The sequence below is a fragment of the Shinella sp. 20P9.1.1 genome (assembly GCF_057798995.1).
The window spans coordinates 37,034-50,832 of record NZ_JBYOLC010000011.1 but is presented as its reverse complement, the minus strand read 5'-3'; the positions used below and the strand labels follow the sequence as shown (position 1 = coordinate 50,832).

General features: G+C 63.4%; 10 protein-coding genes. 3 read left to right on the top strand and 7 right to left on the bottom strand.

Annotated elements, in window-relative coordinates; genetic code table 11:
* The first annotated feature begins 3 nt into the window (after positions 1 to 3).
* On the top strand, positions 4 to 1,182 hold the full coding sequence (lpxB, locus tag AC27VQ_RS18690; protein WP_488717463.1) for a lipid-A-disaccharide synthase: 1,179 nt from the start codon (positions 4 to 6) through the stop codon (positions 1,180 to 1,182).
* Between the two features lie 30 nt (positions 1,183 to 1,212).
* Here the strand turns inward: lpxB and gltA are convergent, their stop codons facing one another.
* Positions 1,213 to 2,502: a citrate synthase gene (gltA, locus tag AC27VQ_RS18685; protein WP_313531317.1), complete on the bottom strand. Its 1,290-nt coding sequence runs from the start codon at positions 2,500 to 2,502 to the stop codon at positions 1,213 to 1,215.
* A gap of 305 nt (positions 2,503 to 2,807) precedes the next feature.
* Here gltA and AC27VQ_RS18680 point away from each other — a divergent pair, with 305 nt between their 5' ends.
* Positions 2,808 to 5,336 carry a ComEC/Rec2 family competence protein gene (locus tag AC27VQ_RS18680; protein ID WP_488717462.1) on the top strand — a complete coding sequence of 843 codons (2,529 nt, stop codon included), beginning with the start codon at positions 2,808 to 2,810 and terminating at the stop codon, positions 5,334 to 5,336.
* A 134-nt stretch (positions 5,337 to 5,470) separates the two neighbouring features.
* On the opposite strand, the gene lexA is transcribed toward AC27VQ_RS18680, so the two are convergent.
* From lexA to AC27VQ_RS18650, 6 genes are all read right to left on the bottom strand, one after another.
* Positions 5,471 to 6,199: a transcriptional repressor LexA gene (lexA, locus tag AC27VQ_RS18675; RefSeq protein ID WP_488717461.1), complete on the bottom strand. Its 729-nt coding sequence runs from the start codon at positions 6,197 to 6,199 to the stop codon at positions 5,471 to 5,473.
* Between the two features lie 93 nt (positions 6,200 to 6,292).
* Positions 6,293 to 7,516, bottom strand: coding sequence for a molybdopterin molybdotransferase MoeA (locus tag AC27VQ_RS18670; RefSeq protein ID WP_488717460.1), 1,224 nt, complete (start codon positions 7,514 to 7,516; stop codon positions 6,293 to 6,295).
* Positions 7,516 to 8,010 (bottom strand): cyclic pyranopterin monophosphate synthase MoaC, encoded by a 495-nt coding sequence (gene moaC, locus AC27VQ_RS18665; protein ID WP_488717590.1) that lies wholly within the window; start codon positions 8,008 to 8,010, stop codon positions 7,516 to 7,518. The genes AC27VQ_RS18670 and moaC overlap by 1 nt, the downstream gene beginning before the upstream one ends.
* On the bottom strand, positions 8,010 to 8,825 hold the full coding sequence (gene trpC, locus AC27VQ_RS18660; RefSeq protein ID WP_488717459.1) for an indole-3-glycerol phosphate synthase TrpC: 816 nt from the start codon (positions 8,823 to 8,825) through the stop codon (positions 8,010 to 8,012). The genes moaC and trpC overlap by 1 nt, the downstream gene beginning before the upstream one ends.
* A gap of 8 nt (positions 8,826 to 8,833) precedes the next feature.
* Positions 8,834 to 9,856, bottom strand: a complete 1,023-nt coding sequence (trpD, locus tag AC27VQ_RS18655; protein ID WP_488717458.1) for an anthranilate phosphoribosyltransferase — start codon at positions 9,854 to 9,856, stop codon at positions 8,834 to 8,836.
* Positions 9,857 to 9,972: 116 nt separating this feature from the next.
* Positions 9,973 to 11,862 carry a peptidylprolyl isomerase gene (locus tag AC27VQ_RS18650; protein ID WP_488717457.1) on the bottom strand — a complete coding sequence of 630 codons (1,890 nt, stop codon included), beginning with the start codon at positions 11,860 to 11,862 and terminating at the stop codon, positions 9,973 to 9,975.
* Positions 11,863 to 12,142: 280 nt separating this feature from the next.
* On the opposite strand from AC27VQ_RS18650, the gene AC27VQ_RS18645 reads away from it, so the two are divergent.
* Positions 12,143 to 13,789, top strand: coding sequence for a Na/Pi cotransporter family protein (locus AC27VQ_RS18645; RefSeq protein WP_421592467.1), 1,647 nt, complete (start codon positions 12,143 to 12,145; stop codon positions 13,787 to 13,789).
* Positions 13,790 to 13,799 lie beyond the last annotated feature (10 nt).

The following is a 13,799-nucleotide window of genomic DNA, read 5'->3' as shown; positions in this document are numbered from 1 at the left end:
GGCATGTCAGACAAGGCGCTCAAGATCGGCATTATCGCCGGCGAAGTCTCCGGCGACCTTCTGGGCGGCGACCTGATCGCGGCGCTGCGGGAGGCCTATGCCGGCCCTATCGGCCTCGTCGGCGTCGGTGGAGAGGCGCTGGAGCGGCAGGGCCTGAAATCCCTGTTCGATTTCTCCGAACTCTCCATCATGGGCATTTCGCAGGTGCTCAAACGCCTTCCGTCGCTGCTGCGCCGCATTCGCCAGACGGCGGACGCCCTGATCGCCGCCCGTCCCGATCTGCTCATCATCATCGACAGCCCGGATTTTACCCATCGTGTCGCGCGTCGTGTGCGCAAGGCCCTGCCGGAGTTGCCCGTCGTCAATTATGTCTGCCCGAGTGTGTGGGCGTGGAAGGAAGAGCGCGCACCGCGCATGCGGGGCTATGTCGATCGCGTGCTCGCCCTGCTGCCCTTCGAGCCCGCCGCCATGCAGCGCCTCGGCGGCCCCGAGACCATCTATGTCGGCCATCGCCTGATCAGTGATCCGCAGGTCCTCGAGGTTCGCGCCGCCCGGCTTTCCCGTGCCGATCGCGGCCCTGCGGAAAAAATGTGCCTGCTGCTTCCCGGTTCCCGTTCCACGGAAATCACCCGCTTGCTTCCGGTGTTCGGTGAAACGGCAAGGGAGCTTTCGCTTCGCAATCCGGGTACTCGCTTCCTCCTGCCCACCGTGCCGCGTCAGGAGGCGCTGGTGCGGCGGTTGACCGCCGATTGGCCGGTGAAGCCTGTCATCACTGTCTCGCAGGACGAGAAGTGGCAGGCCTTTGCGCAAGCGGATGCGGCCATCGCGGCGTCCGGCACGGTCATCCTGGAACTGGCGCTCGCCCGCGTGCCTGTCATTTCCACCTACAGGTTCGACTGGCTGGCCAATCTCTTTCTTCGCAGGATAAAGGTCTGGACCGCGGCGATCCCCAATCTCATCGCGGACTATACGGTCGTACCGGAATATCTGAACGAGCAGGTCCGCCCCGGCAGCCTCGCCCGCTGGTTCGAGCGCCTGTCGGCCGATACCGCGGAACGTCGCGCCATGCTGGAAGGCTATGACCTCGTCTATGACCGCATGCAAACGCCGCGCCCGCCCGGTGAGACCGGCGCGGCGGTGATCCTCGATCTTCTCGCAACAAAAAAGCCCGGTCAAAACTGACCGGGCTTTTTCTTTTCAGGATCGCTGCGATCAGCGCTTGGAGACCGGCATGTAATCGCGCTTCGGCTCGCCGATATAGAGCTGGCGCGGACGGCCGATGCGCTGTTCCGGGTCTTCGATCATCTCGTTCCACTGGGCGATCCAGCCGACCGTGCGGGCGAGCGCGAAGAGCACGGTGAACATGGTGGTGGGGAAGCCCAGCGCCTTCAGCGTGATGCCGGAGTAGAAGTCGATGTTCGGGTAGAGCTTCTTCTCGATGAAGTACTCGTCCGTCAGCGCGATGCGCTCGAGTTCCATCGCGACTTCCAGCATCGGATCGTCCTTGATGCCGAGTTCGCCGAGGACCTCATGCGTCGTCTTCTGCATGATCTTGGCGCGCGGGTCGTAGTTCTTATAGACGCGGTGGCCGAAGCCCATCAGGCGGAACGGGTCGTTCTTGTCCTTGGCGCGGGCGACATATTCCGGAATGCGATCGACCGTGCCGATTTCGGCGAGCATGTTGAGTGCGGCTTCATTGGCACCGCCATGCGCCGGGCCCCAGAGGCAGGCAATGCCGGCGGCGATGCAGGCGAACGGATTGGCGCCGGAGGAGCCGGCAAGGCGAACCGTCGAGGTCGATGCGTTCTGCTCGTGGTCGGCATGCAGGATGAAGATGCGGTCCATGGCGCGGGCCAGAACCGGGTTCACCACATAGTCTTCACAGGGCACGGCAAAGCACATGCGCAGGAAGTTCGACGCATAGTCGAGATCGTTCTTCGGGTAAACGAAGGGCTGGCCGATATGGTACTTGTAAGCCATGGCGGCGATCGTCGGCATCTTGGCGATCATGCGCAGTGACGCGACCATGCGCTGGTGCGGATCGGTGATGTCGGTCGAGTCATGGTAGAAGGCCGAGAGCGCGCCGACACAGCCGCACATGACAGCCATAGGATGCGCGTCGCGTCGGAAGCCGGTGAAGAAGCGGCTCATCTGCTCGTGCACCATGGTGTGGTGCGTCACGCGGTGATCGAAATCGTCCTTCTGGGACTTCGTCGGCAGTTCGCCGTACAACAGCAGGTAGCAGACTTCCAGGAAGTCGCCATGTTCGGCCAGCTGGTCGATGGGGTAGCCGCGATGCAGCAGCACGCCTTCGTCGCCGTCGATATAGGTGATCTTCGATTCGCAGGAGGCCGTGGAGGTGAAACCGGGATCGTAGGTGAAGGCGCCGGTATTCTTGTAGAGGGTGCCAATGTCGATCACATCGGGGCCGATCGTCCCGGATCGCGTCGGCAGCTCAACTGTCTTGCCACCGATCGATACACCCGCGCTAGTTCCTGTCATGACGATCCTCCGTTGTTTCGAATGGTGGCACGCAGTTGTGCCGCACCCATGAACATGCTCGTTTTGCTAGCCCATTTACGGTGCCCTGCCAAGCGATACCAAAGGCAAATTGTGCACTGCGAAAATAAGCTTTCCGGCAACGCAATATCTACCGTTTCGGTGAAGTTGCAAGCAACCTTTGAGAGTGCTCGCGCAATTGCGGAGGGCGCATCCTTTCTTGCTGGCTTAGTATTTTTCGCGCCTACTGTTGATTGAGGATTTTTGTCGTCGATTGCATTATGGTGGCAGGAAAAGGGGCCGAGGCCATGGCCAAGGTGAAGGAGGCGGAGGGACGGGATGCGCTGCGCGAGGCCGATGCCTGGCGGACGCTTTCCGATGTCTCATCGCCACCGGCAGTGCTCGAGGATGGTGCACGTCCGAAAGCGCCGCTAGCCACTCTGGGGCGGATCGAAGGCCGCCTTCGCCACGTCCTCCTGCCGTGGCGAGACGTGCACGCCGCCTTTGCGGAGGAGCGGGCACACGGCCATTTCTTTCTCTTCGTGCCGGTCTTCCTCGGCGCGGGAGCAGCACTCTGGTTTGCGGCTATCTCCAATCCCTCCGTTCTCGCCCTCCTTTTCATCGCTTTCATCACCTTCTGGCCTGCCTGGCGCCTGCGACACCGGGAAGACTGGCGAGCGCTTGCCGCAGGCGCTGCGTTTCTCGTGCCCATCGGCATGCTGCTGGCGGCCTTCGAAAGTGCCCGGCTCGACACCGTCCTGCTCGATGCGCCCGTGACCACCGAGATCACCGGCCGCGTGCTGTCGCGCGAAAGCGACGGGCGAGGTGCAATCCGCTATCGCATTGCCCTTACGGCGACACGCGATCCCACCTTGAAACGTGCGCCTGATGTGGTGACGGTTCTCGCCCGCAACAGGCACGAACCGATCGTGATCGGCGACGGCATTGCTGGCCGCGCGCGGCTCAATCCGCCCTCCGGTCCCGCATTGACGGGGCTCAACGATTTTGCCTTCGACGCCTATTTCGCCGGCACCGGGGCGGTCGGCTATTTCTACCAGGCGCCCGAACGGATTGCAGCGGCGCCGGCCGGTCTGGAGGAGCGGATCCGGCAGGAAATCGCGACGTGGCGCAACAATCTGACCGAGCATATCCGTAGCCGGATCGATGGCGATGCCGGCGCGATCGCCGCCGCCTTGGTGACGGCCGAACAGCGTGCGATCAGCCCGGAAACGGTGGAGGCGTTGCGGCAGGCGGGGCTTGCCCATGTGTTGGCGATTTCCGGGCTGAACATGGTGCTTGCGGCCGGCACATTTCTTGTCGGCGCACGCATGCTGATGGCACTGATCCCCGGCTTTGCCGAGCGATATCCGGCAAAGAAAATCGCCGCCGTCGGGGCGCTCGTCATGGTGACGCTCTATATACTCGTGTCGGGTGGGGCACTTTCGGCGGTGCGTTCGTGGATCATGATCTGCGTCATGCTCGTCGCCGTGCTGTTCGGACGGTCGGCGATCAGCCTGCGAAATGTCGCCCTTTCGGCCATCCTCATTCTGGTGGTCACGCCCTCGGCCATCACCAATCCCGGTTTCCAGATGTCCTATGCCGCAACGCTGGGGCTCGTCGCCGGCTATGCGGCATGGCGCGAGCGGCCGGTGAAACGGGAAGGCCGGGGCGGCATGTTGCGGGCCGCCGGCGGTTCGACCGGCCGCTTCCTTGGCGGATTGATGCTCTCCTCGCTGATCGGCGGTTTTTCGACGCTGATCTATTCGATCGGCCACTTCAACCGGATTCCGGCCTACGGGTTGGCGGGCAACCTCCTCACCATGCCCGCCATCAGCGCCATCGTCATGCCGTTCGGCCTTGTCGCCGTGCTGCTGATGCCCTTCGGGCTGGATGCCATTCCTTTCGCCATCATGGGCAAGGGGATCGAGTGGATGATCGCCCTGTCCAACTGGGTCGCCAGCTGGAAGGGCGAGATCGTCACCGGCCGCATTCCGCCTGCCGCCTTCCTGCTGATCGGTTTTGGCGGCGGGCTCGTCTGCATCCTGCGCACACGCCTTCGCCATGCCGGTACATTGCTCGTGCTGATCGGCATTGCCATCGCATTCTGGCCGGGTGATCCCGTAAGACCCGAGGTCCTGATCTCGGAGGACGGTCGCCTCGTTGCTATCCTGCGCGACGATGGCGTTGCGACGAACCGTGCCCGTCCGCCGGATTTCGTCTACGCGCAATGGCGCCGGGCCCTGCGGCTGGGCGACGTCGTCAAGCCGACGATGAGAAAGACCGCCGGTTTGACAGTTGAAGAGGAAGCTACCGCTGTCGAAACCGCGAAAAAGCGAAAATCGTCACGCCACCGGGCAAACCGCGAAAAGGCGAAAGCGGCCATGGCGTCTGCGTTCGACGCGGCAGCAAGCCAGGCGGGTTTCATCTGCGAGACGAAGGCTTTCTGCGTGGCTGTTTCACCAAACGAATGGCGCATCGTCACGCTTGACGACGTCGCATTTCTTGGCACGGCCTGCGACGCCGCAGACGTCGTCGTCACGCAGGCGCCGCTTCGGACCGCCGCTTGCCGCTCCGGCGCAAGGCTCATCACCGCTCGCCATCTTCGGCGCACCGGCGCCCTGGAAATCATCCCCGGCGAAGAGGAAAATGCACCGTTCATACTGGAAGCCAGCATAATACCAGCTATCGAAACGCTGGATCGCCCGTGGTCGCGCCATCGGACTTATGATTGGCGAACCGGAACGTATACGAGTGGCAACGCAGAGGGAGAACGCCCTCAACGCGATACTCAAGGCGAAATCAATGAAACCGACGCAGCCATTTCGAGCGACTTCTGAATTGAGCAGCTGAGTTGGCCGGCAGCATAAACCATTTCCTGAACCAAAAGCTCCCGCACCTTCACCTCGAAGGCCGCACAGTCCATGAAAGCTAATGCCCTCGGGGCACTTACGACGTCTCGAGTTTGGCCTGGTTAGTTGTAGCGCCGAATAAGGCCCACAAGCTTGCCCTGGATTTTGACGCGATCCGGACCGAAGATGCGGGTTTCATAAGCAGGGTTTGCGGCTTCCAGCGCAATCGACGCACCCTTACGGCGGAAGCGCTTCAGCGTGGCTTCTTCATCGTCGACGAGGGCTACGATGATTTCGCCGGGATTGGCACTGCTGGTATCGCGAATGATGACCGTGTCGCCATCGAAGATGCCGGCTTCGATCATCGAATCGCCCTTCACCTCGAGCGCATAGTGATCGCCGACGCCGATCATTTCGGCCGGGACAGTGATATCATGCGTGTTGTTCTGGATGGCGGAGATCGGCACGCCGGCGGCGATGCGGCCCATGACAGGTACGGAGACCGAGGAGGGCATGAGATCGGACTGCGGTGTTGCGACACGCTGGGAGGGCGCCGGCGCCATCGGTTGTTTGCCGCGGCTGCCTTCTACGACGGTGGGTGAGAACCCACGGCGGGGCTGCTGGATCGGTGAATAGGCCTCGGGAAGCTTGATGACTTCCAGTGCCCGCGCCCGGTTCGGCAGGCGGCGGATGAAGCCGCGCTCTTCAAGCGCCGTGATGAGGCGATGGATGCCGGATTTGGAGGCCAAATCCAGGGCATCCTTCATCTCGTCGAAAGACGGCGGAATACCGGATTCCTTCATACGCTCGTGAATGAACAGGAGCAGCTCCTGTTGTTTGCGCGTCAGCATGGTCTCTCCACCGAGAATCGTGAAACAAATCCAGAACAGACACTATCTGTTCCATTTGTGTTCCGCAAGGGGCTGCTGAAACAATAATACTGTTCAGGGGGGTGGCTGGCGTACCATAAGGACGTCGCAAGCAACGCCGGCTTCGACGGAGGGCGCGTTCGGCGGGCGGATGAGCAGGCCTTCGGATTCCGCGAAGATTCGCATCATCGAAGAATCCTGCTTGTCGAAGGGCGTCACCTGCAAATCTCCATCCGGCCCGCGGGTGATGCGGGAGCGAATGTAGTCCTGCCGGTGGTCGTTTTCCTTGACCGGCACGGCGGTGACGGCCTTGTAAACGCGGTCATTCGCCGGCAGGCGGGCGAGGCGGCGCGTCAGCGGCTCCAGGAAAAGCAGCGCGCAGACGAGGCTGGAGACGGGATTGCCCGGCAGGCCGACGATCTGGATATCGCCAAGGCGGCCGACCATCAGCGGTTTTCCGGGACGCATGGCGATGCGCCAGAAATCGAGTTCCATGCCGGCTTCGCCGAGCACCGGCTGCACGAGATCGAAATCGCCGACCGAGGCGCCGCCGAGTGTGACGAGCACGTCGATATCCAAGGCAAGTGCCCTCTGCACGGCCTCGAGGATCGCCTTTTTATCGTCGCCGACAATGCCGAGGTCGATGATCTCGGCACCGGAAGCGCGCGCGATGGCGGAGACGCCATAGGTGTTGGAGGCGATGATCTGGCTTGTGCCGGGCGATGTGCCGGGCGTGACGAGTTCGTCGCCCGTAGCGAGCACGGCGATGCGGGGGCGGGCGTAGACCGTGAGCTCGGCGTGGTTCATCGCAGCGGCGACGGTGAGACGGCCGGCATCGAGCATATCGCCGGCCTTGAGCAGCACGTCGCGTTCCGAAAAATCCTGGCCGCGCGGGCGGATATGGCGGCCTTTGGGCGTGAGGAAGGTGGTGCGGATGCGTCCATCCTCCAGCTTCTCCGCGTCTTCCTGCAGCAGAACGGTATCTGCGAAGGCAGACATTGGCGCGCCGGTGAAGATGCGCACGGCCTCGCCGGGGCCGGCTGTGCCGTCGAAGGCATGGCCAGCCGCGGAGGTGCCGACGACCTTGAGGATCGATCCGAGTTCGGCGATATCGGCGTGGCGAACGGCATAGCCGTCCATGGCGGAATTGTCGAAAGGCGGCTGGGTGAGGCGGGCGGCGACGTCTTCAGCCAGCACGCGGCCGTCCGCTTCATGAAGCGAAACCTTTTCCGTCCGTTGCGTGGGCTTGGCCGCGGAAAGCAGGCGGTCGAGGGCGTCGGCAACGGGGAGGAGGGACATCAGAGATCTCTGCGTTTGTAATCACCGGAGCGGCCGCCGGACTTTTCGGCAAGGCGCACGCCGCCGATCTCCATCTCGCGGTCGGCCGCCTTGGCCATGTCGTAGATTGTGAGGCACGCGACGCTGACGGCGGTCAGCGCCTCCATCTCGACGCCGGTGCGGCCGGTGAGCTTCGCCATGGCCTCGATGCGCAGGCCGGGCAAGGCGCGATCCTCACGGATATCCACCGTCACCTTAGTCAGCATCAGCGGGTGGCAGAGCGGGATGAGATTGGACGTCTGCTTGGCGGCCATGATGCCGGCCAGTCGTGCCGTGCCGATCACGTCGCCCTTCTTGGCGTCGCCCTTGAGGATCAGGTCGAGCGTTTCCGGCGCCATGCGGATGAAACCTTCGGCCACGGCAATGCGCACGGTCTCGGCCTTGTCGCCGACATCGACCATGTGCGCCTCGCCGGAGGCACCGATATGGGTGAGCGTGCGGCCGTTTTCGGCCATCATTCCGCCGCCAGCATGCCGGCGGAGCCGGTCAGCAGTTCGCGCGTTGCTGCCGTCACATCGACCTTGCGCATCAGGCTTTCGCCGACGAGGAAGGTGGAGATGCCGACCTTGCCGAGGCGCGCACAATCGGCATGGGTGAAGATTCCGCTTTCGCCGACGAGCAGGCGATCGTCCGGCACCATGCCGGCGAGCTTTTCGGAAACGGCGAGATCGACTTCGAAGGTGCGCAGGTTGCGGTTGTTGATGCCGACGAGCTTGGACTTGAGCTTCAGCGCCCGTTCCATCTCTTCTTCGTCATGCACCTCGATCAGCACGTCCATGCCGAGCGAGAAGGCGGCATCTTCCAGCATCTTGGCCGTGTCGTCGCTGAGCGAAGCCATGATGAGCAGGATGCAATCCGCACCCCAGGCGCGGGCTTCCAGCATCTGGTAGCTGTCGAACATGAAATCCTTGCGCAATGCCGGAAGCGCGCAGGCCTCGCGGGCGGCGGTCAGGAATTCCGGCGCGCCCTGAAAACTCGGCGTGTCCGTGAGCACGGAGAGGCAGGCGGCACCACCGGCCTCATAGGCCTTGGCAAGGGCCGGCGGATCGAAATCCGGGCGGATCAGCCCCTTGGAAGGGCTCGCCTTCTTAATTTCGGCGATCAGGCCGAACTGGCCCTGCGCTTGTCTGTCCTTGAGGCTGGCGAAGAAGCCGCGCGGCGGCTCCTGATCGCGGATGCGGGCGCGCAGCTCGGCCGGGGCGACACGCGCCTTGGCGGCGGCGATCTCTTCGAGCTTGTAGGCTTCAATCTTCTTCAGGATATCGGTCATGGCCAATCCTACTCCGCCGCGCCTTCGTTGGAAACCGCAACGAGGCGTTCCAGCACGGTACGGGCACGGCCGCTTTCGAGCGATTCGGTTGCGAGCCGCATGCCGTCCTTCAGCGTCTCCGCCTTGCCGGCGACGACGAGAGAGGCGGCAGCATTTGCGAGCGAGATGTCACGGTAGGGCATATGCGCGCCGCCGAGCACGGAGAGGAGGGCTGCGGCATTGTGCGTGCCGTCACCGCCACGCAGATCGTCCAGCACCACCTGCGGCAACCCGAAATCGGCCGGCGTCAGTTCGAAGGTGCGGATCTTGCCGTCTTCGAGGGCTGCGACCTGGGTCGTGCCCGTGGTGGTGATCTCGTCGAGGCCTTCGCCATGCACGACCCAGATGCTTTCCGAGCCGAGGTCGCGCATCACTTCGGCGATCGGCACCAGCCAGTGCGGCGAGAAGACGCCGAGCAACTGGCGCTTGACGCCGCCGGGATTGGACAGAGGCCCGAGCAGGTTGAAGATCGTGCGCGTGCCGAGCTCGACGCGCGACGGCCCGACATGCTTCATGGCGGAATGGTGCAGCTGGGCGAACATGAAGCCGAGGCCGGCATCGTGCACGCAGCGGGCGATTTCGGCCGGGCCGATATCGAGCTTCACGCCGAGGCAGGAGAGGGCATCCGCCGTGCCGGATTTCGAGCTCAGCGCGCGGTTACCGTGCTTGGCGACCGGAACGCCGGCACCCGCGACGATGATCGCTGCGAGCGTCGAGATGTTGTAGGTGCCCGCACCGTCACCACCCGTGCCGACGATATCCATGGCATCGGCGGGGACGCTGACCGGCAGCATGCGGGCGCGCATGGAGCCGACGGCGCCGTAGATCTCGTCCACGGTCTCGCCGCGCACGCGCAGCGCCATCAGGAAACCGCCGATCTGCGAGGGGGTGGCGGCACCCGACATGATGATCTCGAAGGCACCGCGAGCCTCTTCGCGGTCCAGCGCGTTGCCGGCGGCGACCTTGGCGATGAAGGGTTTCAGGTCGGACATGCGGCTTGCGTCTCCCTAGAGACTGTCAGGTTCATTCCGAACCGGACAGGCTCTCGATTTCCTTGTTGTCGTTTGTCTTGTCGGGAAAACCGGTTTCCACTTTTCCCGGACAAACTCTATCGCGTCATGTTCTGCTCGGCGAGCGTGCGGTTGATCGAAACGCCGTAGGACGTCTGGAGCGCGCTCACCATCTGGTCGAGGATGTCGTCGCCGCTGGCGCGGGCGACGGCTTCGATCTGCTGCTCGTCGTTGGAGAGCGCGTCGGTCGTCGCGTCTGCATTGACTTCCGTCACCTTCAGCAGGATCTGGCCTTCGCCATCCGTGCCGGGCGTGTTGGCGACCGTGCCGACCGGGCCGGAAAACGCCGAGGCAATGGTCGCCGGGCTGAGGATCGCGTCCTGTGCGCCGCGGTGCAGGCCCGTCTTGTTTTCGACGGTCAGGCCCAACTCGCTGGCGATGGCGGCGAGATCCCCGCCCTTGCGTACGCGTTCGGCCAGTTCGCCTGCCTTCTTGGCGAGCGCCTGGCGCTGCTGCTCGGCCGTCCAGTCGGCAACGACACGGTCGCGCACTTCGTCGAGCGTGCGGTCGCGATCCGGGATGACGTCGAGCACTTCGAACCAGGCATAGCCTTCGCGGCCGACATTGATCGGCTGGGTTTCGGTGCCGACATCGGTCTTGAAGACTTCGCCAAGCAGGGCAGCCTTTTCCGGAAGGGCGGCGATCTCTTCGCCCTTCTGGTCGTTGCCCTGCGCGTCGGCGGCGTCGACCGTGACGGCCTTGAGGTTGTTCTTGGCGGCGGCTTCGGCCAGCGTCAGGCCTTCGGCGCGGCTATCCTCGATACGGTCGTGCACGGCGAGAATGCCGTCGGCGGCTTCCGAGAGCGCAAGCTCGTTGCGCAGCTCTTCCTTGACCTCGTCATAGGTCTTGGTGGTTTCCGGACGGATATTGGTGACGCGCAGGATGATCGGGCCGAAGGTGCCGTCGATGACGGGCGTCGTGCCGCCGTTTGCCGCAATGGCGAAGGCCGGCTCGGCAAGCTTCTGGTCGGGAACGTTCGCCTGCGTGAAATCGCCCAGCAGCACGTCGGCTGCGGTCTTGCCCTCTTCGGTCACCAGCGCGTCGAAGGTCGTGCCGGCGGCGAGCTTGGCGGCGGCGGCATCGGCGGCGGCGCGGTCCTTGAAGGTCAGCTGCTCGATCGTGCGCGTGGCCGGCGTGCGGTACTTGTCCTTGATGCGCTCGTATTCGGCCTTCACCATGTCATCGGTGATGGCGGCGGTGTCGACGAGATCCTTCGGTTCCAGCGCGACATAGACGAATTTGCGGTACTCAGGCGCGCGGTACTTCGCCTTGTTCTGTTCGAACCAGGGCGCCAGCACGTCGTCGCCCGGCGTCTTGATCGGATCGATATTGGCGTTGCTCAAGAGCAGGAAATCGATGGTGCGGGATTCGTTGCGATACTGGCGCAGCGCGGTGGTCAGCGCGTCCGGCGCCTTGTAGCCGTCGGACACCGCTTCGACGATCTGCGTGCGCACGGCGACCTGGCTGCGGTTGTTGATATAATCGTTCTCGCGCAGGCCGGCATTGCGCAGCACGGCGGAGAAGGCGGTGCGGTCGAACTGGCCGTTGACGCCCTTGAAGGCCGGATCGTCGGCGATCAGCTGCGCAAGGCGGCCTTCGGATAGGCCGAGGTTCATGTCGCGCGACAGCTGATCGAGCGCGGCACCCGCGACGAGTTCGGCAAAGACCTGGTTTTCGACGCCGAAGGCGCGGGCCTGCTCGGCATTGAGGCGCGTGCCGAAGCGCTGCGACAGCGTTGCGACCTGGCGCTCATAGGCGAGGCGGAAATCCGTCGGGGACACGCTGACATCGCCGACTGTGACGACGGAATTCGATGCGCCCGTCACCAGCGAACTCGAAACACCCCAGATCGCAAAGGAACCGACCAATACGATCATCAGGGCTTTTGCCACCCAGGTCTGGGCAGCGCTTCTCAGGGCTTCGAGCATCGTCTACATTTCCTCAATATCGGCGGCCATGCGGCCGGAGTTCGTCTCTTATCGGAAAGTTTGCGCGAATTGAAGTGCGCAGACCGCCTTGATGCTACGGGAAAATCACGCCCGGCGCTGATCGGATATCGCATGCCGATTTTGTTCGTCGGCGAAACAAATTTTTTTGAAATTATTGACGTATTCCTGTCGCAATACCCTATCGGTACGGCGTGGAACGTGATCCGATACGGGGTGAGGCGGGTTTGAGTCCCTTCCGAGTGGCAGGAGGAATATTACGGTGGAATCGACTGTTGTCATGATCAACCTGTTCGGCGCGGTCGCGCTGCTCCTGTTCGGCCTCGCACAGGTGAAGGATGGCATGACGCGGGCCTTCGGCGTGAAACTGCGCTCCGGGCTGGCACTCGGCACGCGCGGGCCGTTCCGTTCCTTCTTCGCCGGCTTCGTCGCGACCATCGCCCTGCAAAGCTCCACCGCCACGGCGCTGATGGTGTCCTCCTTCGTCGAGCGCAATCTGGTGCGCGCCCGCATGGCGCAGATCGTGCTGCTCGGCGCCAATGTTGGCACGGCAGTCACGGCATGGCTTGTCGCCACGGGTATCGAATCGGTTTCGCCGCTGATCATCCTCGTCGGTGTCGTGCTCTACAAATCGAGCAGTTCCACCGCGCGGCAGGGCCTTGGTTCCGCGCTGGTCGGCATCGGCCTCATGCTTCTGTCGCTGCACCTGCTCAGCCTGGCGACCGAGCCGATGCGCCAATCGCCGGCGCTTGCCGCCTTCCTGAAGCTGCTCGATGGCGCCTGGCCGGTCGCGCTCGCTTTCTCGACGGTGCTGGCGATCATCTCGTCTTCCAGCCTCGCGGTGGTGGTGCTGATCCTGTCGCTGACGGCCATGGGTATTCTGTCGCCGGCGCTCACGGTCATCCTCGTGCTCGGCGCCAATCTCGGCGGCGCGGTTCCACCCGTCATCGCGACGCTGAAATCGACCGCTTCGGCGCGGCGCGTCACGCTCGGCAATCTTTTGGTGCGCGGTGTCGGATGCCTCGTCGTCCTGCCCTTTGCCGGCCAGGTCGCAGCGCTCCTTGCAACCCTGCCCATTCCCGCCTCGAAACTGCCCGTCGACGTGCACCTTGCCTTCAATGTGGTGGTCGCGCTGGTGCTTTTCCCGCTCTCCGGTCTCTTGTCGCGGCTCATGGAAAAACTCATTCCCGAAGAGAAGCAGCCGGAGACCGGGCCGAAATATCTCGACGATACCGCGCTTTCGAGCCCGGTCGTGGCGCTTTCGGGTGCGACGCGCGAGGTGCTACGCGTCGGCGATCTCATCGAATCCATGCTGATCCGCACCATGCGCGCCTTCAACGACAACAACCTCGCGCCGATGAAGGATATCGGCGAGCTGGAGCGCCAGGTCGATGCCCTTCAGCAGGAAGTGAAGATCTACCTTTCCCGCCTCGGCCGCCAGGGTGTGACCGGCGAATGCGCGGCGCGCTCTATCGTCATCATCGACTATGCCATCAATCTCGAACATGTCGGCGACATCATCGAGAAAGGCCTGCAGGAGCAGGTGCGCAAGAAGATCGCCAACGGCCTGAAATTCTCCGAGGACGGCTACAAGGAACTCGCCAATCTCTTCAACCTGACGATCGAGAACCTGCGCATCGCCCAGACGATTTTCGTCACACGCGATGCCGGCCTTGCCCGTCAGCTGATGGAGGTGAAGGTCGATGTGCGGCGCATGGAGAAACAATCGTCCGAGCGGCATCTGGAGCGCCTGCGCGACGGCCGTCTCGACAGCCTCCAGACGAGCTCGCTGCATCTGGACATGCTGCGCGACCTCAAGCGCGTCAATGCCCACCTCGTCTCCGTCGCCTATCCGATCCTCGACGAAAACGGCCTCCTCACCGAAAGCCGCCTGCGCAGCGCCAAGTAAGAAATCCCTT

What these genes read in the sequence shown, in the direction of transcription:
- lpxB (WP_488717463.1), top strand. Translation starts at nt 4, where the DNA reads ATGTCAGACAAGGCGCTCAAGATCGGCATTATCGCCGGCGAAGTCTCC.
- gltA (WP_313531317.1), bottom strand. Translation starts at nt 2,502, where the DNA reads ATGACAGGAACTAGCGCGGGTGTATCGATCGGTGGCAAGACAGTTGAG.
- AC27VQ_RS18680 (WP_488717462.1), top strand. Translation starts at nt 2,808, where the DNA reads ATGGCCAAGGTGAAGGAGGCGGAGGGACGGGATGCGCTGCGCGAGGCC.
- lexA (WP_488717461.1), bottom strand. Translation starts at nt 6,199, where the DNA reads ATGCTGACGCGCAAACAACAGGAGCTGCTCCTGTTCATTCACGAGCGT.
- AC27VQ_RS18670 (WP_488717460.1), bottom strand. Translation starts at nt 7,516, where the DNA reads ATGTCCCTCCTCCCCGTTGCCGACGCCCTCGACCGCCTGCTTTCCGCG.
- moaC (WP_488717590.1), bottom strand. Translation starts at nt 8,010, where the DNA reads ATGGCCGAAAACGGCCGCACGCTCACCCATATCGGTGCCTCCGGCGAG.
- trpC (WP_488717459.1), bottom strand. Translation starts at nt 8,825, where the DNA reads ATGACCGATATCCTGAAGAAGATTGAAGCCTACAAGCTCGAAGAGATC.
- trpD (WP_488717458.1), bottom strand. Translation starts at nt 9,856, where the DNA reads ATGTCCGACCTGAAACCCTTCATCGCCAAGGTCGCCGCCGGCAACGCG.
- AC27VQ_RS18650 (WP_488717457.1), bottom strand. Translation starts at nt 11,862, where the DNA reads ATGCTCGAAGCCCTGAGAAGCGCTGCCCAGACCTGGGTGGCAAAAGCC.